Genomic DNA, 17,014 nt, shown 5'->3' on the forward strand with positions numbered 1-17,014 from the left:
ATATTTACCTGTCTATTGAAAAATAATGAGATAAGGATAAAAGCAAACCAATCTCTCCGGAGAAAAAGGAGGAAAGCGTTTGAAGAACAACCATATTGCTCAGATTGTCCGAGAAACGGCAGTCCTTGCAGATCAGGGGTATTTGATCGTGAGAGCCCAGTCAAATCAAAAATGGAGTGTCAGGTTGAATAACGGAAAGATTGAGAAAATGACCGTAGATCACGATCAAGGAATGGGTGTGCAGGCATGGACAAAAAACGGAACCAGCGGCTTTGCCTGTGAAGACAGGATAACCCGGGAAACCGGGACGGTACTGGTGAGGAGGGCCTGGGAGCTTGCCGAGCAAAATGAAAGATATCAAGGAGAAAAAAATAAAAATATTTTCTTGGCCCCTTTGGTCAATGAGGGACTGGATGTTCATGGCGAAAGCGGTTTTGACAACATAACCCCTGAACAGATCATCGAAAAAACTTCCCAAATTCATCAAAATCTTTTAAACGGGACCTGTCTGAGCAAAGGAACGGTGTCCTGGCAAACAAATTATTTCCAGGTGGAAGACCACTGGTGGATAGGAAGATCCGACGGCAGTCTGGTCTCTTATACAGTGCCTCGTTCGGTCATCATCCATATAGGAACGGTCAAGGCAGATGGGCAGGTTCAAAGTATGCAGGTTCATCGCAGTGCTGCGGGACCGGATCTTTTGAGCTCTGAGCTTGACGATCGGATTTTGGAGAGAAGGGCGTATAACCGGGCGGAATTTGCTTTAAGGGTATTGCAGGCAGGCACAATTTCAGCGGGAAGCTATCCCCTGGTCATTGATTACGGTTTAGCGAAGGGACTGGCCCATGAAGCATTTGGTCATGCTGTGGAATCAGATCTTTTGCAGCAGTCGGTACTGGGAGAAAAGGGAAAGCTGCGCAAAAATCTGAAAATTGCCCCGGAAACTGTGGATATTGTTGATGGTCCGCTCCTTAATGATTGGGCTGATCAGCCTTATTCCGCCAATGGGATACCCAGAAAAAATGTCTATATTGTTCAAAAGGGCGTCCTCAGGGAGCAATTAGGAGATATTTTCAGCGGAGAAACCGGGGAAGGAATTGTCTCGGATGCCGCGAGGACGGAAGATTATGCTTCCATACCCTTGCCCCGCATGACGAATATCAGATTAATCATTAACAATACAGTTGAGCTGAAGCACAGTGAAGATCTCTTTGAGGAGATCAGATCATTGCAGGAAGTAATGCAGAAAAACAAGCTGCTGGAAGAAAAGGATCACCTGCTTCTTTTAGGCTACAGAGGCGGGCAGGTGAATACCAAAACAGGGGATTTTGTTTTCCAATGTGACGGAATCGTCAATCTGGCCGATCCCCGGCTGACCATATATAAGCCGACCATTTTCAGCGGCAGGATATTGTCGGCTTTAAAGGCACTGAAAGCGGGAGTGGGAGAAGAGGTATTCGATGCCATCGGAACCTGTGGTAAAGGCGGCCAGTCTGTTCCTTCAAGCGGGGGCAGCAGCAGTTATGTTCTGTTAAACCGTGATGAGCAGATCCGTCTGGGAGGTGACGCGAACAAATGACCAATAATCTCGTGAATCAATTGAACGATGTTCTTACTGCCGGGCAAAAACATTCGACAGGGCGCGGAGCAAGGATCAGGGAATGGAGAACGAATATCAGCGGGGAAATGGTCTTGTCTGCCGGAATAAAAAATAATATCCCGGGCAGTATTTATACTCCTCCTTCTTTAAAAAGCATCCAACGGGGAAATGTTTATATTGTCTGGAATGATGGCAAGTGCAGTTATGGGACCGTGGAAAGTATCTTTCAAAATAAAGGGTTTGACTGGGAAAAACAGCTTGATTACTGGAGAATGGCGGCATTTGAAGACATTTACATTGCGGGTGTGCCTCAGCCTCAACCCATACCGGAGGTCAAGGTAGAGAACAGATCAATTCGTGAGCTGATTGATGATGATCATGAACCTGTTTTTGCCAGGCTGCAGGAGATCCTGGACAGATGCCCGGCCGGTGTTCATCTCAATGCCAACATCATGTGTTCGGCAGGAATGAACTATGTTCAATCCTCAACAGGCCTGTCCGTTGCATATCCGGATACCGCATATGCTCTTTCCTGGTCCTTAGACAGTATTGTGGGGAACGGGTTTGCGCAAAGACGGCCGGTGACGGAAAAAGAAATAGCCGGCTTATGGGGAGACAGCATTCGGATGAACGAAGCCTTTCAAAGCAGAGGGAACCCGGTTGGAGTTGAGACAGCCGTCATCTTCACCCCTTCTGTAACAGGACAGTTTCTAGCCCAATATATTATGGCTAATTTTAACGGAGAAAGCGTTTTGGAAGGGCAAAGCAGGTTTTCCAGGGAACAGTTCAGGGCAGGGGAACAAGTTTTCAGCAGCGGCCTGGAGCTGGAGATCAATCCTCTTCTCCCGGAAAGATGGGGAAGCTATCCTCTGACATCCGAGGGTATTCCGGCATGCAGAACACCATTAATCCAGAACGGGGCTTTAAACTCTCCTTTTTTAACCGTGAAAAACGCCCAAAGATGGGGGACGGAGCCAACGGCATTACCGGCGGGAGGAGCAGGGCTTATCCTGAAGCACCGGCGGACAGGAACCTGGCAAGACGTCCTGAAAAAGATTGATGATGGGGTAATCGTCCATTCCATTTTAGGGCTGCACACCCAAAACCCTGTTACAGGGGAATACTCACTTTCTGCTCCCTGCAGTCTCAGAGTAATAAGGGGGGAGATTACCGGGAAGGTGGATATCAAGATCAGCGGCAGCTTCTGGGAGATCTTGAAGAGCGAAGAGACAGAAACGGCTTCTTCCGATCTTTACAATTATCCTTATCTGATCACGAAAACCGGAGCTGAAGCCTTGTAAGCAATTGGAATGAGGAAAAGAGGTATGGTCAGTGCTTGATTTGCATGTACATTTGTTAGGTCACCTGGAAAGAACAGGTTCTCAGGAAAACATTCGCGGTTTTTTAGATAAAGCGGTTGAAGCCGGCCTGTCTGAGATAGGCTTTACAGACCATGATGATTATTTTGATCATCTTGATTTTGGTCTGATCAGGGAAGTGGCGGCAGAGTATCCTCATCTGAGGGTCAAGGTTGGTTTGGAAGCGGATTATCGGGAAGGTGAGGAGGGACGGATAAAAAGTCTTTTATCCCGGTTTGATTTTGATTATGTGATCGGTTCGGTTCATGAAATCAGAGGATGGCTGTTTGATATGCCGCAAGAGGAGCAGGCACACTATATCAAGGAGCCGGACAGGATGTATAAAGACTATTTCCGGCTTCTTGAAAAAGCGGCCCGCAGCGGCTTATTCCAGATTATCGGCCACCTGGACCTGATCAAAATATTTGGGGTCAGGCCGAAAACAGATGTCAGGGAACTTGCCGCCGGAGTCTTGGATGCCGTGCAGGAATCGGGGTTAGCTGTGGAAATCAATACCAATGGCAGGTATAAGCCGGTAGGAGAATGGTATCCGGAACAGAAACTGATCGAGGAAGTGATCAGGAGGAATATTCCCCTTGCTCTAGGTTCAGATGCTCATGTCCCTGAAAATGTCGGCAGGGATATTCAAGAAGTCGCCGCTCTGCTCAGAAAAATGGGAGTGGGCCAAATCGTCAGCTTTGACCGGGAAAAAAAAATTCTGATCAATTTATAAAATGATTGCGGTTCCCTGTATAAAAAGAGCGCAAGAAGATCATAATAGAAAATGTGTTATTCTTACATAAATGAGGATTTCTTACTAGCTTGTTCGGAATAACACAAACGAAGAGATTTTCTTTAGGGAGATGCAAATCATGATTGAAAAATGCCGTTCCTGTGGATTTGAACATGGTGACCTGACGAGAGTTGTTTTTCGCCGGAATCATGTCAGCAACCGGATGCTGCCGTACTGTATGTGCTGTATGCGGAGGCTTTATAAAGTTCCTTACAGGCCGGACCGGGAATTGGATATTTAATTCCCCGAAAAGTTAAAGATCAGGCAGGATATTCAATAAAAATTGGAGTATTTATGAAAAAAAGGAGAATGAATAAAAAAATTATTCTTGCCTTTTCCTTTTCTCTTTGATATAGTTGCACTTGAAAAAGAGGAGAAAGGGAGGTTTTTGATATGGCATACGTAATTACAGACGATTGCATCAGCTGCGGGGCTTGTGTTGATGAATGTCCCGCCAACGCGATCAGCGAAGGTGACAGCAAATACGTTATTGATGCTGATTCTTGCGCAGATTGCGGCGTTTGTGTTGATGCATGTGCAGCTAACGCAATTGTTGAAGGTTAATTCAATTCTCCCTTGGGAAGGATCGTAGAGGATGCCTTCCCTTTTTTTGTGCAAAATTTGTTGACGGGTTAAGTGTAGAGGAATATAATTTATTAAGAATTAAAATAATTTTTAGAATAGAAGATCACAAGATAATAGTTATTATAATTAAATGTATTGATTCAGGCGGTATTTTAAGAACGGAGAAGGGATTTCTATGAATGCAGTTGAGATTCTTAAGGGATTAAAGAGCAGAGGAGTAAGGTTTACTCCCCAAAGGCAGGCGATATTGGAATATCTTCTTTCAACACATTCTCACCCTACTGCCGAGGAAATCTATAAAGAGGTCAAAGAGAAATTTCCGGGAGTGAGCCTGGGGACGATATACAATACCCTCAATATGCTCAAGGAACACAGGTTTATCCTGGAATTGCCCTGTGGCGATATGTCAAGCAGGTTTGACGGTAATCCGGTCAACCACTATCACGTGATGTGTTCTAACTGCGGAGTAGTGGTGGATTTTCACGTTTCCTTGATTGATATGGATGATCTGGTTTCCAGAGAAACCGGGTTTAAAGTCGATACCCATAACTTGGTGTTTTATGGGTTGTGCCCAGAATGCCGGAAAAAATAATGGTTTATTCTACATATTTCATGAAAGAGCCTGGCGGGCTTTTTATTTTTTGGTGGAACACATGTTTAAAAGATTAGTTTTAATCATCATTAGTCTATTTGCCTTATCCCTTTTTTCTTTATGTGTTTCATGGCATAATGACCCGGAAGTCGAGCTGTATTCAGACAGCGGTGTCAGTTCCTTTTCCAGACTGGCCCAGGATCTAAGCGGCAAATGGAGTAAATATTCAAGTATAAAAGAAGCTTTTCTGGCCCAAAACGATGCTGGTGATGAGAGCACTAACCTTATGGACAGGCTTTCCGGAGAGGATAGTATTGTCCTGCCTTCCAGCGGAGAATTCAAAGTTGTGGCTAAACAGTTTAAGGTAAACAGCAAATGGGGGGCCAGAAACTCTATTTTAGCTTTGGACGGGGTCTATGGTAAGGTAAGAGTTTACTTAAACGGAATTAACCATGTCAATGTCATTGGCGAGTTTGATGGATATGGTGAGACACATAATCTGGAGATTCAGCCCTCAAGGTTTGATTATGGAAAAACCAATACACTCTTTATTGAAACAATAAGAGGCGGCGCGGCAAATCATCAGGCTTTAGAAAGCATTTTTTCGCCAACGGCAAAGATCACGGGAAAAATTATCTTGGAGGCAGTTACGGAAACAAGTATAGATCTTGAACATACCTCAGTTGACTTTGAGCCGGGGAAAAAACAGCTCCTGGTCAATGCGATGTTATGGCATCATGAATCCTTGCAAAACGGCCCCTGGGTTTTAGAAGGAAAGCTGATCAGGGATAAGACTGTTGTTGCTCAATGCTTGCTGCCTTTGGCGTCCGACGGCAGTTACAGGCAAAAAGCAGGTCTTGTTTTTGATCTGCCTGAGGTTTCCCTGTGGAGTCCGCTTCAGCCGGAACTTTATGAGCTGGATCTGACAGTGTCCAATGCAATGGGAGATCAGGACAGCATCCAATTCCCGGTCGGCTTGAGAACGGCGGAAGAAAAAAACGGCAAGATTCTTTTAAATGGTTCTCTCTGGAATGTTCAGGGGATAGCCTTAACGCCTGGGCAGGAATCAGAGCTCCGGCACAGTAAAGGACAAAAGGCCTGGCTGGCCGAACAAAAGAAAAATGGGTTCAATATGATCTACTTTGTCGATCAGTTCCCCGATGAGAGCTGGCTTTCTTCCGCGGATCAGATCGGGATGGGAATATGGGCCGAACTGCCTGCGGGCCGGATTTTTTCCAAGCAAGAGCTTGAACAGGAAAGCCTGGAGATTTTTGTCGGCAGGGCTCGGCAGCATCCTTCCCTGCTTGCCTGGACAATCATCAAAGGGCTGGATGGTACCGAGGAAGAAAAAGACGGGATTAATGAGCGGAAACAACTTGTCGAGCCGGCGCCCGTCTTTGCTCTGGATTTTAGGGCCGGGGGGATGAGGCAGGAAGGGATTGAGACAGTGAACGCCGGAAATCAAACCTTGAGCGGGGCTTGGGGAAGTATTGCACCGGTGAAGGAAGCGGATCAGAAAAATCATTGGCCTCAGGAAAGGCTTACGGCGATAATCTGGGCTTTGATCAGTATTGTGGTTGCTTTTCAAGGCTTGCGCTCAGTGAATTGGAGATATAAGGAATTGGATAATGGGAATCCAAAAAGAAAATTGCGCAGGGCGTTTTTTTGGAGCGCAATCGGGTTTATCTGCAGGATGTTTACACTCGCCGCAGTGATGACTGATTTGATATTCAGAATTCCCCAGCCTTTAAATTTCTGGCTGCAGGAGGAATTTACTTTTATTGGAGCTTTGCAGTCTCAGCAGCCTTTATTGCTCATCTTGACCACAGGGCTGCTGCTGGCCTTGTGCCGGTTGCTGCAGGTTGGTGTCGCGGCTCCCGCTTTCCCGGGCAGCCCGGAGGCCCTGAGCCTTACCTGCTGGCTGGAACGAAGATATGTATGGTTCCCGTTGGTCGCTGTTTTATGGGTCCTGTTATTCTGGAATCTTCCCATCTATGTGCCGGCAGCGGTCTATGTGCTTCTGACCGTGATCGCATTCCCGATCAGATTTAGAGATTGCAGGCGGATTGGGGCCAAATACCGCTGTCTCTTCCTTGTTCCTTTACTCGGAATATTGTTGGCCATCTTTGGGGCGGCTTGGAACTATTCTGATTTCCTGTATCTTTACAGAATCTTCATGGGTTAAAAGTATTCAATATTATAGCGTATTGGGCCAGGCTGGCAGTTTGATTCTTATCAGGCCATAATCTATAATATAAGAATATGATCAAAACAACAGAGAAGGAGGATCATCATGATCACGAAGGAAATGGTTATCGGGCAGGTTCTTAGAGAATATCCTGAAACAGCTAGATTTTTCCTGGAACTTGGAATGCATTGCTTAGGCTGCCCTTCAGCAACAATGGAGAGTGTTGAAGGCGCTGCTTTGACTCATGGTAAAGACCCTGACGAATTGGTTGCCGAGCTGAACAAAGCTATAGCCGAGAACTAATCCGGACAGGAGTTAAGGCTCTTTTGAAATGTGAGAAAAGATTTTGCATTTTGAAGTACACCCCGAATAGCAGTTGGTTTTTATCCAATATTTGGGGTGGGCTTCATCTTGTGGACTCTTTTCTTTTTTGATCAGGATTGCTATGATTAAAGAGAGGAAAAACACAGGTAAAGAATCCGGGGTGATGATGTTGTACGGACTGGTCCTGGAGGGCGGCGGAGCGAGAGGTTCATATCAGATTGGGGCTTGCCGGGCTCTGAGCGAAATGGGATATGATTTTCAAGTTGTTGCAGGGACATCAATAGGCGCTTTGAACGGAGCAATGATTGTTCAGAATGAATTAGAGAAGGCTTATGAACTCTGGTATAATATCAGCCCTTCCCAGTTGTTTGATCTTGACGAAGAGAAACTGGAAAAGATTTTAAACAGGGAAATCACGCAAGACAGTCTTTTGTATGTGATGAAACAGGCCAGGGACATCATCTCCCAAAAAGGGCTGGATATCAGCCTGATTAAGGCTTTTTTGCAAGAGAATATTAATGAATCCAAATTGCGTTCTTCCAAGATAGAATTTGGCTTTGTCACGGTTTCTCTTTCCGATAAAAAGCCTCTGGAGCTGTATCTGGAGGATGTTCCCAAAGGCAAACTGACCGAATATTTATTTGCCAGCGCTTATTTGCCGGCGTTTAAACGGGAAATGATTGACGGAAAGCATTTTTTGGACGGAGCTTTTTATAACAATCTCCCGATCAGCATGGTAACCCGCAAAGGAATGAAGGATGTCATAGCCATCAAGACCAACTCGCTGGGGATTGTCCAAAAAAAAGAACTTGCCGGTCAACACATCGTTTACATCCAGGCTAATGAAAATCTGGGCCGGACTCTGGATTTCAGCAATGCCCGGGCCAGAGAAAACCTTCAACTGGGGTATTATGACGCCTATAGGACCATACGTGGTCTGGGCGGGAAAAAGTATTATCTGACCTTAAAAAATAACGAAAAATATTTTTTTGAATTTCTTTACGCCATCGAAGAAGAGAGTGTGGTCAGGGTAGGGGAAAGCCTGGGGCTGGCAGATATGCCTTACCGGAGGATTTTGTTTGAGCAGATTATTCCAAGGCTGGCCTATTTATTTGAGCTGAAAAAAGGATCGATGTATGAAGATATTGTGATCGCTGCAATGGAAGTTCTCGCTGAGGAATATGGATTGGAAAGATTCACGATTTACTCCTTTGCGGGAATGCTGGATGAGGTGAGAAGAGCTTACCGTCTGAGGCCTTTTAACGGCGATCTCCAGGAACTGAAAAAGGTTCCGCTCTTTTGGAAACAAGGAACAGTTTTGTCAAAGAAGATGAGAAATATGCTGATCCGGCAAATCGTATTCGGACTGTTTGAAGGACGACTGAAACAGGATTAGCTCATTCTTAAATACCAATACGCAAAAAAGCAGGACTAATTTCCTGTTTTTTTATTTTTTTTCAGCCGGAAGAAGGATTTAGCAAAAGAATAAAGAATATAGTGGTGACAAGTGGAGTAAAGTGGTTGGCAAATTGGCTTTAGTGGAGTGAGTAATGATGTTTATGGGGGAATACCTCCATACAATCGATAATAAAGGCAGACTGATTGTGCCTGTTAAATTTCGGGAGTCTTTGGGTGATCATTTTATTGCCACCAAAGGCTTGGATAATTGTTTGTTCATCTTCCCCCTGAAGGAATGGAAAAGCTTTGAGGAGAAGCTCAAACAACTGCCGATTTCCCGGCCCAATGCCAGATCCTTTGTCCGCTTCTTTTTTTCCGGGGCCGCAGAATGTGAATTGGATAAACAGGGCAGAATCTTATTGCCGGCAAACCTTCGTGAATATGCTTCTCTGGATAAAGATGTCATTTTGGCCGGGGTAATGAACAGGATTGAAATATGGGACAACAGCAGATGGAAGGATTACAGTTCCAATGCGGAGGATCATTATGCCGAAGCCGCCGAGTCTCTGGTGGACCTTGGTATTTGAGATAGGAGATGGCTGGCTTGGCCTTTGAGCATACAAGTGTTCTGCTGAAAGAAACCGTCGATTCTGTTTTGACAAAAGCAGATGGAACATATGTTGACTGTACATTCGGCGGTGGAGGCCATTCCCGGTTACTCCTGGAGAAACTGTCGGATCAGGCAAAATTGATTGCCTTTGATCAGGATGAAAAAGCATATTTAAATGCCCGGTGCAGATTTGCCGGGGACAAAAGAGTGATCTTTTTCCGCAGAAATTTTGTTCACATGGAAAATACTTTAGATACGGAAGGGCTCCTTCCGGTAACCGGAATCATGTTTGATCTTGGTGTTTCATCTCCTCAGCTTGATGAAGCTGAACGGGGATTCAGCTATAGGCATGACGCACCTTTGGATATGAGAATGGACAGATCGGCAGAATTCAGCGCCGCTGAACTCGTCAATGGCTGGGATGAAGCCGAGCTGACGAGGATAATCAGAGCCTATGGGGAAGAAAAATGGGCTTCCCGTATTTCCAAGTTTATTGTCGAAGCCAGAAAAGAACAAGAAATCAAGACAACCGGCAGGCTGGTGGAAATCATTAAAGCGGCTGTTCCGGCAGGCGCCAGGAAAGAAGGACCCCATCCGGCAAAAAGAACGTTTCAGGCGTTAAGAATTGCTGTGAACAGAGAATTGGACGTCCTTGCCGAGGCTCTCGATCAGGCGCTCAGATGTCTTGATTCGGGAGGCAGGCTGGCCGTGATCACTTTTCACTCTCTTGAGGACAGGACGGTAAAAGAAAAAATCCTGGAGTGGCTGGGCAGATGCACTTGTCCTCAAGGATTCCCGGTCTGTACATGCGGAGCCAGAGCTCAAGTGAAACAGATTACCCGAAAACCGGTCATTCCCTCAAATGAAGAGATAGAGAACAACCCTCGCTCACGCAGCGCAAAATTAAGGGTGGTGGAAAAAATTTGAGGTCTAAAGATAAGGGGAGAAGAATACCATGTTAATGGCACAGAGAAAATTTGAGTACAGCACTCCAAATGAATATCAGAGCTATCCTGAGGAGCTTTTTGATCTCAGGCCGAACCGGACCAAAAAGATAAAAAGCGCGCCGAAGAAAAAAGCCTCCACGGCTATTGGGCTTAAAAGCTTGTGCATGATGATTACCGTTGTGACGATCTTCGGATTAATCGGTGCCAAAACGATACATACAACTGTCGTTAAAGGGGCGGAATTAAAGGCGATTCAGAAAGAGATAGACACTCTGAGCGCGGAAAACACTATGCTGCAAATTGAAAAGGATAAGCTCAGCTCTGTATCGAGAATTGAAAAAGCGGCCTTGGCCATGGGGATGGAAAAGCCACAAGGTACAATTTTTATCGCGAGTAATCTGATTAAGCCTGCAAATACGGCAGGGGTAGAAAATACTCAGCAAAACATAGCAACCCCGGCACCTGAAGCACCTAATACCTTAGCAAGCATTTTCAAAGCCTTTACCAGCTTTTTCGCTATAACCCAGAGATAAGCTATTGAGTAAATCTACCCCGAAACAGGGGGTAGATTTTTTATGATCCAATACGTTCGTATGCATAAAAGAATAGTGTTCCTCTTTGCAATATGTTCGATATTTCTACTGGTGTTGGTTGTCAGACTTGGCATCGTTCAGTTAAGAGATGGGCCGTTTCTAAAGGGAATTGCAGATGACTATCACTTTCGGGGAGTGCCTGTTGCGCCGAAAAGAGGCAATATCGAAGACTGCAATGGCAATGTTCTGGCGATGAGTGTCAGCACTCAAACTGTTTATGCAATTCCGGCTGAAGTAAAAAAATCCGGCCGCGGTGATGAAATCGCAGATAAGCTTGCCAAAATTCTCGGGGAAAACAAGGAGGACATTTTAAAGAGGATCACCAAAAGATCTTCCTTGGAGTATGTAAAAAAGAAGATTCCTGCGGAAAACGCAGCTGAAATCAAGCAGGCCAACCTGCCCGGAATTGGGGTAGTCGAAGATAGCAGCAGGTATTATCCCAATCAGACCCTAGCCGCTCATATTTTAGGATTTGTCGGAATTGACAGTCAGGGACTTGAAGGGATAGAATTTTCTAGGAATAAAGAGCTGACCGGGATTGCCGGGAGTATTCTCACAGAGTATGAAGCAAACGGCATTGAGATGCCCAATGCTTTGCAGCAGTATGTGGACCCGATTCAGGGCAATACGGTAAAATTAACGATTGACAAAAATATTCAGGCTTTTGCCCAAAGAGAATTAGATCAGCTCATGTCCGGTCAGGGACAAAATATGGAAGGCAAAGTGCCCAAGAGTGCTTCGATTTTGGTGATGGAGCCCTCTACCGGAAGGATGCTGGCGATCGCAAGCGCACCCACTTTTGACCCGAATAACTACAAGGATGCCGACCAAAGCACCCGCAGAAATGCAGCCATTCAGAATGGCTATGAACCCGGCTCGACATTCAAGATTATCACCCTGGCAGCGGCTCTTGAAGAAAAGGTGATCAGTAAAGAGGAGCGTTTTTATGACTCGGGCTCTTATACTGTTCTGGGGAAGAATATCCACTGTTGGAAAAGCGGAGGACATGGCAGCCAGACCTTCACTGAGGTTGCGGAAAATTCCTGTAACCCGGGATTTATTGAAATGGGGCAAAGGCTGGGTACGGGTAAGTTTTATCAATATTTGACAGCGTTCGGTTTTGGAGAAAAAACGGGGATTGAAATGTCCGGCGAGGCAACCGGTATCCTCCGCAATAAAAAGAAAGCTACGGCCTTGGATCTGGCGACAATGTCCATCGGGCAGACCAATAATGTCACTCCGATCCAACTGCTGACCGCGGTAAGTGCGGTGGCCAACGGTGGAGTCCTGATGAAGCCTCAGCTTGTTCAGGAAATCATCAATCCACAGGGAGAGGTCGTCGTTCCTTTCGCCAAACAAGAGGTTCGGCGTGTAATCAGTAAAGATACCGCAAAATTGGAAAGAGAGATTCTGGAATCAGTAGTGACGAATGGAACCGGGCGCAGAGCTTTTTTGCCGGGATACAGAGTGGCGGGCAAGACAGGCACGGCGCAGAAAGTAGCGAATGGCTCCTATGTGCAGGGAGAATATATTGCCTCCTTTATCAGCTTTGCACCGGCGGATAATCCACGCTTGGCAATTCTGGCCGTTGTAGACGGGGTTTCATTTTATGGCGGTACGGTCGCTGCCCCGATCGTCCAGTCTGTGATGCTGGATTCTCTGAAATATTTGGGAGTAAAACCCGATATGGGCGCCCCTCTCACCCCAAAGCCTCTGTATGGGGTAGAGTTTCCTATCATTAAAAAAGCAGCTGAGGTTCCTTCTGTTTTAGGGCAGCCGCTGGCCGACGCCCAGGAAGCTTTGAAAAAAGCGGGGTTTCAGGTCATGACCGAAGGCAGCGGAAATACGGTGATCGATCAAATTCCTCATGCCGAGGCCAGTGTTGAACAAGGCTCCTCCATTCTTCTTTATCTGGGTACGGAGGCGGGGAAACAAACACTTGGCTCGTGGTGGCGGGAAATTGACGAAGATGTTGAAGCGATAGAATCAATCGGCCCAAGAATACCGCTCAATGAAAATGAGAATAAATAGAATGAGGACTAAAAAATGGAATCAAACCTCATGAATAGGATTGAACCCGGAATGAACGCGGGCATGGCCCCTAATAAGAAAGGATGATGAGGTTGCCGGAGAAAAACAATACTCTGCAGAGCATATCGGACCAAATTGCTGGAGCAACCTCCAGAGGAAATTTGCAGGTCGGGATAACCGGAGCAAAGATGGACTCCCGCAAGGTTATTCCGGGGGACATTTATATCTGTATTCCGGGTTTTCATGCTGACGGGCATGATTTTGCCGAGGCTGCGGTCAAGGCCGGGGCTGCCGCTTTAGCAGTGGAACGGTACTTGCCTCTGGATGTCCCCCAGATCAAGGTAAGGAATATCCGGCAGACGGCGGGCAAGATTGCCGCGGCGGTTTTCGGTTATCCTTCCCAAAAGCTTGAATTGATTGGGGTAACCGGAACAAACGGTAAGACCACGGTCACCCATCTCATCGAAAGCATTGCGCAAGAGAACGGCAAGAAAACCGGACTGATCGGAACTCTTGGTTCAAGAATCGGAAACAGGGGGATACCCGGGCAGCATACGACACCGGAGTCGGCAGAAATTCAAGATCTTTTGAACCAAATGGTTGAAGAGGGCGTGAATACCGCGGTCATGGAGGTTTCCTCACATGCCCTGGATTTAGGCAGAATTGTCGGCTGCCGGTTTGACACTGCGATTTTTACGAATCTGACGCAGGATCATCTGGACTATCATCAAAGCATGGAAGAATATCTCGCCGCCAAGGGGCTGCTTTTTGCGCAAATGAGCGGAGAAAAGCCCGGGCAGAAAGCCATACTCAATGCTGATGACCAGGCTTCGGAATATTTGATGACCAAAACATCCTGCAGGGTTGTGACATACGGCATCGAAAAAAAAGCAGATTACCAAGCAGAAAAGATCGTGCTTTCAGATAAAGGGATATATTTTGACTTGGTCTACAAGAAGATCCGGGAAAAAGTATTTTTCGCGACTCCCGGAAAGTTCAGCGTCTATAATGTCCTGGCTGCTTATGCCTGGGCTTTGGACAATGGCTATGAATCGGAAAAGGTTCAAAAGGCATTATGCAATTTGCAGGGTGTACCCGGTCGTTTTCAAAGTATACGGAAGGGTCAGCCTTTTTTGGTGATTATCGATTATGCCCATACCCCCGATGGGCTGGAGAATGTCCTTAGTACCGCCAGGGAAATTACGGGCCGAAGGCTGATTACTGTATTCGGCTGCGGAGGGGACCGGGACAGGGGCAAGAGGCCCCTCATGGCCGAAGCGGCATCCGGGTGGAGCGATTATGTGATTGTCACCTCAGATAACCCGAGAACCGAAGATCCGGAAAAAATTATCGGGGATATCCTGCCGGGAATGGGCAAGGTGGATTATGAGGTGATTGTTGACCGGCGCCGGGCGATTCACAGGGCCTGTACTATGGCCGGTGAAGGGGATACTGTACTTATTGCCGGAAAAGGGCATGAAGATTATCAGATTATCGGAACAAGCAAAATCCATTTCGATGACAAGGAAGAAGCAAGCGCGGCACTAAGGAGCAAGGGTTATGCTGGATAGCGCGAAGATCGCCGTACTGCTTAACGGCAGGCTTTACGGCTCGGAGAAAGCAGTGTTTCATCGCTGTACGGCGGACAGCCGTCAGGTTAAAGGCGGGGAAATGTTTATTGCTCTGGCCGGTGAAAAAACGGACGGGCATAAGTATATCGCGCGTGCTTTGCAAAGCGGGGCAGCTATTGTCCTTGCCGAAGAAAAACGCTTGCGGAGGGAAGGAGTCCCCGTTCTGCCGGAAAAGAGCTCCATCATCGCTGTCGAAGACTCTCTCAAAGGATTGCAGCAGTTGGCGGCAATATGGCTGAAGGAGATCGGGGCCAGAGTGATCGGGGTAACCGGCAGCAATGGAAAAACAACGACTAAGGATATGGTGGCCGCTGTTCTGGGAACAAAGTTCAGAGTACATAAAAATGCGGGCAACCTGAATACGGAGATCGGTTTGCCGATGACTGTTCTTGGAGCGCCAAGCGATACTGAGGTTATGGTCCTGGAGATGGGCATGCGCGGCCTGGGTCAAATCAAAACCCTTTGTGAAATCAGCTGCCCCTGTGCTGCGGTGATCACCAATATCGGCGCGACCCACCTTGAATTGCTTGGTTCCCGGGAAAATATAGCCCGGGCCAAGTGGGAAATCGTGGAGAGCCTGCCGGAAGAAGGAATCGCAATTCTCAACACGGAAGACAAAATCAGTATGGAAAAAGCTGCTTCTTATCACGGGAAAACACTGTTCTATGGAATTGAAGGCAAATTTGGCCGGCCGGACCTCTGGGCGGAAGAGATCATCCCAAGCGGGGATACCGGAACGACTTTCCGGGCCCGCTACAAGAAAGAGAATGTCCTTATCCGGCTGCCCCTGCCCGGCAAACACAATGTTTTGGACGCGCTGGCCGCTTTAGGGGCGGGACTCCTGAACGGGGTCAATTTAGAATCAGGCTCGCAAGCTTTGGAAGGACTTCAGATTTCAGCGATGCGCCTGGAAATCTTGCCCGGCTGTCATCAAAGTATCATCATCAATGATGTTTATAATGCCAATCCGGCCTCCGTGAAAGCCTCTCTGGCTGTGCTTAAGGAACGAGGCGGGGCAAAGACGGTCGCTGTTTTAGGTGAAATGTACGAGCTGGGGGCAGCCTCGCAGTCCGGGCACAGGGAAGTGGGAGTTGAGGCGGCCGGGCTGGGAGTGTTAGAATTGGTGACAGTAGGGAAACTGGCGGAAGAAATCGCGGCCGGGGCCCTGCAAAATGGTTTTCTCCCTTCCAGAATCCATATTTGTGAGGATTGTGCGGAGGCGGTCACCGCAACCAAAAAAATCATTGATTTGTTGGGGGCCGGCACATGGGTGTTGATAAAAGGTTCCCGGGGTATGCATATGGAAAAGATCAGCAATGAGCTGAAAACAGATAATAAGCTGTAAAGAGAGGAAAGATCATGCCGGAAAAGATCTTTTGGGCCGTGGGAATTGCCACCTTGGCCAGCCTGATTGCCGGGCCGTTTTTCATCCCGTTACTGCGAATCCTCAAATTTGGGCAGAGTATTCGTGATGAGGGGCCAAAATCCCATTTAAAAAAAGCCGGAACTCCAACAATCGGAGGTCTGATTTTCCTGGTGGGGATCACTGTTGCAGTCCTTATTGCGGCGGCAAAACCCATATCTCCTGTTATCTGGATATCTCTTCTGGCCATGCTGGGATTTGGCTTAATCGGATTTTTAGATGATTTCATTAAGGTGCTGAGACATAGAAACCTTGGTTTGCGCGCCTGGCAGAAGCTCGCGGCTCAGCTTATCCTTGCTTTGCTTCTTGCCTTTGCCTCAGTTTATCTGGGAAGGGGAACTGTGGTTGATTTTCCTTTTACATCATTGAAAATTGACTTTGGTGTTCTTTACTACCCCTTGATCGTCGTCTTAGTCCTGGCAGTCACGAATTCAGTCAATTTAACGGACGGCTTGGATGGTCTGGCTGCCGGCTGTACGATGTTTGCCGCAATAGGCTACCTTGTCATCACGATAGCGGCTGTCAATTACGAGACGGCAAGCGGCGGAGGGACAGCGGCCGATCTGCCCGTTTTTGCGGGCGCGCTGGCCGGAGGCTGCCTGGGTTTTCTGCGTTTCAATTTTTATCCCGCCCGTGTTTTTATGGGCGACTGCGGTTCCCTGGCTCTGGGGGGCGCGCTGGGCGCGCTGGCAATTCTCAGTAAAACTGAGCTGATCCTGATCATCATCGGCGGTGTTTTTGTGATTGAGACACTCTCAGTCATCATTCAGGTCATTTCGTTTAAAACCACCGGCAAAAGAGTTTTACGCATGGCGCCCCTGCACCACCATTTTGAGCTTGGTGGCTGGAGTGAAAAGAAGGTCGTGGGCGTATTCTGGTCAGCTTCGGCACTGTGCACACTTTTGGGGATTGGTGCTTATATCGGTATGTTCAGATAAAAT

Annotated in this window: 16 protein-coding genes; all 16 read left to right on the forward strand. The window is 47.1% G+C overall.

The window, feature by feature from the left end:
- Positions 1–79: 79 nt before the first annotated feature.
- The 16 genes from SGLY_RS03245 to mraY all read left to right on the forward strand — a co-directional run bounded on the left by SGLY_RS03245 (position 80) and on the right by mraY (position 17,011).
- A complete protein-coding gene (locus tag SGLY_RS03245) occupies positions 80–1,579 on the forward strand; it encodes a TldD/PmbA family protein (RefSeq protein ID WP_013623863.1) in 1,500 nt (499 codons plus the stop codon).
- Positions 1,576–2,901, forward strand: coding sequence for a metallopeptidase TldD-related protein (locus SGLY_RS03250; RefSeq protein ID WP_013623864.1), 1,326 nt, complete (start codon positions 1,576–1,578; stop codon positions 2,899–2,901). Before SGLY_RS03245 ends, SGLY_RS03250 begins: the two co-directional genes overlap by 4 nt.
- 31 nt (positions 2,902–2,932) lie before the next feature.
- On the forward strand, positions 2,933–3,691 hold the full coding sequence (locus SGLY_RS03255; protein WP_013623865.1) for a histidinol-phosphatase: 759 nt from the start codon (positions 2,933–2,935) through the stop codon (positions 3,689–3,691).
- A 139-nt stretch (positions 3,692–3,830) separates the two neighbouring features.
- Positions 3,831–3,992, forward strand: a complete 162-nt coding sequence (locus tag SGLY_RS18050) for a hypothetical protein (RefSeq protein WP_013623866.1) — start codon at positions 3,831–3,833, stop codon at positions 3,990–3,992.
- 152 nt (positions 3,993–4,144) lie between these two features.
- The gene (locus SGLY_RS03260) at positions 4,145–4,315 is read left to right on the forward strand and encodes a DUF362 domain-containing protein (RefSeq protein ID WP_013623867.1); all 171 of its coding nucleotides are present in this window, start codon (positions 4,145–4,147) and stop codon (positions 4,313–4,315) included.
- Between the two features lie 196 nt (positions 4,316–4,511).
- Positions 4,512–4,928 carry a Fur family transcriptional regulator gene (locus SGLY_RS03265; protein WP_013623868.1) on the forward strand — a complete coding sequence of 139 codons (417 nt, stop codon included), beginning with the start codon at positions 4,512–4,514 and terminating at the stop codon, positions 4,926–4,928.
- 61 nt (positions 4,929–4,989) lie between these two features.
- Entirely contained in the window at positions 4,990–7,113 is a 2,124-nt protein-coding gene (locus tag SGLY_RS03270; RefSeq protein WP_013623869.1) for a glycoside hydrolase family 2 protein, read from the forward strand.
- A gap of 108 nt (positions 7,114–7,221) precedes the next feature.
- Entirely contained in the window at positions 7,222–7,419 is a 198-nt protein-coding gene (locus tag SGLY_RS03275) for a DUF1858 domain-containing protein (protein ID WP_013623870.1), read from the forward strand.
- Between the two features lie 142 nt (positions 7,420–7,561).
- Complete coding sequence (locus tag SGLY_RS03280) at positions 7,562–8,836, forward strand: patatin-like phospholipase family protein (RefSeq protein ID WP_013623871.1); 1,275 nt, start codon at positions 7,562–7,564, stop codon at positions 8,834–8,836.
- Positions 8,837–8,993: 157 nt separating this feature from the next.
- The gene (gene mraZ, locus SGLY_RS03285) at positions 8,994–9,425 is read left to right on the forward strand and encodes a division/cell wall cluster transcriptional repressor MraZ (protein ID WP_174260708.1); all 432 of its coding nucleotides are present in this window, start codon (positions 8,994–8,996) and stop codon (positions 9,423–9,425) included.
- Positions 9,426–9,442: 17 nt separating this feature from the next.
- Complete coding sequence (gene rsmH, locus SGLY_RS03290; RefSeq protein WP_013623873.1) at positions 9,443–10,375, forward strand: 16S rRNA (cytosine(1402)-N(4))-methyltransferase RsmH; 933 nt, start codon at positions 9,443–9,445, stop codon at positions 10,373–10,375.
- Positions 10,376–10,403: 28 nt separating this feature from the next.
- Positions 10,404–10,928 (forward strand): septum formation initiator family protein, encoded by a 525-nt coding sequence (locus SGLY_RS03295; protein ID WP_013623874.1) that lies wholly within the window; start codon positions 10,404–10,406, stop codon positions 10,926–10,928.
- A 42-nt stretch (positions 10,929–10,970) separates the two neighbouring features.
- The gene (locus SGLY_RS03300) at positions 10,971–13,019 is read left to right on the forward strand and encodes a stage V sporulation protein D (protein WP_013623875.1); all 2,049 of its coding nucleotides are present in this window, start codon (positions 10,971–10,973) and stop codon (positions 13,017–13,019) included.
- 86 nt (positions 13,020–13,105) lie between these two features.
- A complete protein-coding gene (locus tag SGLY_RS03305) occupies positions 13,106–14,590 on the forward strand; it encodes a UDP-N-acetylmuramoyl-L-alanyl-D-glutamate--2,6-diaminopimelate ligase (RefSeq protein ID WP_013623876.1) in 1,485 nt (494 codons plus the stop codon).
- The gene (locus tag SGLY_RS03310) at positions 14,580–15,995 is read left to right on the forward strand and encodes a UDP-N-acetylmuramoyl-tripeptide--D-alanyl-D-alanine ligase (RefSeq protein ID WP_013623877.1); all 1,416 of its coding nucleotides are present in this window, start codon (positions 14,580–14,582) and stop codon (positions 15,993–15,995) included. Before SGLY_RS03305 ends, SGLY_RS03310 begins: the two co-directional genes overlap by 11 nt.
- A 14-nt stretch (positions 15,996–16,009) precedes the next feature.
- Positions 16,010–17,011, forward strand: a complete 1,002-nt coding sequence (gene mraY, locus SGLY_RS03315; protein ID WP_013623878.1) for a phospho-N-acetylmuramoyl-pentapeptide-transferase — start codon at positions 16,010–16,012, stop codon at positions 17,009–17,011.
- Positions 17,012–17,014 lie beyond the last annotated feature (3 nt).

It is taken from the genome of Syntrophobotulus glycolicus DSM 8271 (assembly GCF_000190635.1).
GTDB classification, from domain to species: Bacteria; Bacillota; Desulfitobacteriia; order Desulfitobacteriales; family Syntrophobotulaceae; genus Syntrophobotulus; species Syntrophobotulus glycolicus.

What these genes read in the sequence shown, in the direction of transcription:
- SGLY_RS03295 (WP_013623874.1), top strand. Translation starts at nt 10,404, where the DNA reads ATGTTAATGGCACAGAGAAAATTTGAGTACAGCACTCCAAATGAATAT.
- SGLY_RS03270 (WP_013623869.1), top strand. Translation starts at nt 4,990, where the DNA reads ATGTTTAAAAGATTAGTTTTAATCATCATTAGTCTATTTGCCTTATCC.
- SGLY_RS03260 (WP_013623867.1), top strand. Translation starts at nt 4,145, where the DNA reads ATGGCATACGTAATTACAGACGATTGCATCAGCTGCGGGGCTTGTGTT.
- SGLY_RS03280 (WP_013623871.1), top strand. Translation starts at nt 7,562, where the DNA reads ATGATTAAAGAGAGGAAAAACACAGGTAAAGAATCCGGGGTGATGATG.
- SGLY_RS03250 (WP_013623864.1), top strand. Translation starts at nt 1,576, where the DNA reads ATGACCAATAATCTCGTGAATCAATTGAACGATGTTCTTACTGCCGGG.
- mraY (WP_013623878.1), top strand. Translation starts at nt 16,010, where the DNA reads ATGCCGGAAAAGATCTTTTGGGCCGTGGGAATTGCCACCTTGGCCAGC.
- SGLY_RS03310 (WP_013623877.1), top strand. Translation starts at nt 14,580, where the DNA reads ATGCTGGATAGCGCGAAGATCGCCGTACTGCTTAACGGCAGGCTTTAC.
- mraZ (WP_174260708.1), top strand. Translation starts at nt 8,994, where the DNA reads ATGTTTATGGGGGAATACCTCCATACAATCGATAATAAAGGCAGACTG.
- SGLY_RS18050 (WP_013623866.1), top strand. Translation starts at nt 3,831, where the DNA reads ATGATTGAAAAATGCCGTTCCTGTGGATTTGAACATGGTGACCTGACG.
- SGLY_RS03265 (WP_013623868.1), top strand. Translation starts at nt 4,512, where the DNA reads ATGAATGCAGTTGAGATTCTTAAGGGATTAAAGAGCAGAGGAGTAAGG.
- SGLY_RS03275 (WP_013623870.1), top strand. Translation starts at nt 7,222, where the DNA reads ATGATCACGAAGGAAATGGTTATCGGGCAGGTTCTTAGAGAATATCCT.
- SGLY_RS03305 (WP_013623876.1), top strand. Translation starts at nt 13,106, where the DNA reads ATGAGGTTGCCGGAGAAAAACAATACTCTGCAGAGCATATCGGACCAA.
- SGLY_RS03300 (WP_013623875.1), top strand. Translation starts at nt 10,971, where the DNA reads ATGATCCAATACGTTCGTATGCATAAAAGAATAGTGTTCCTCTTTGCA.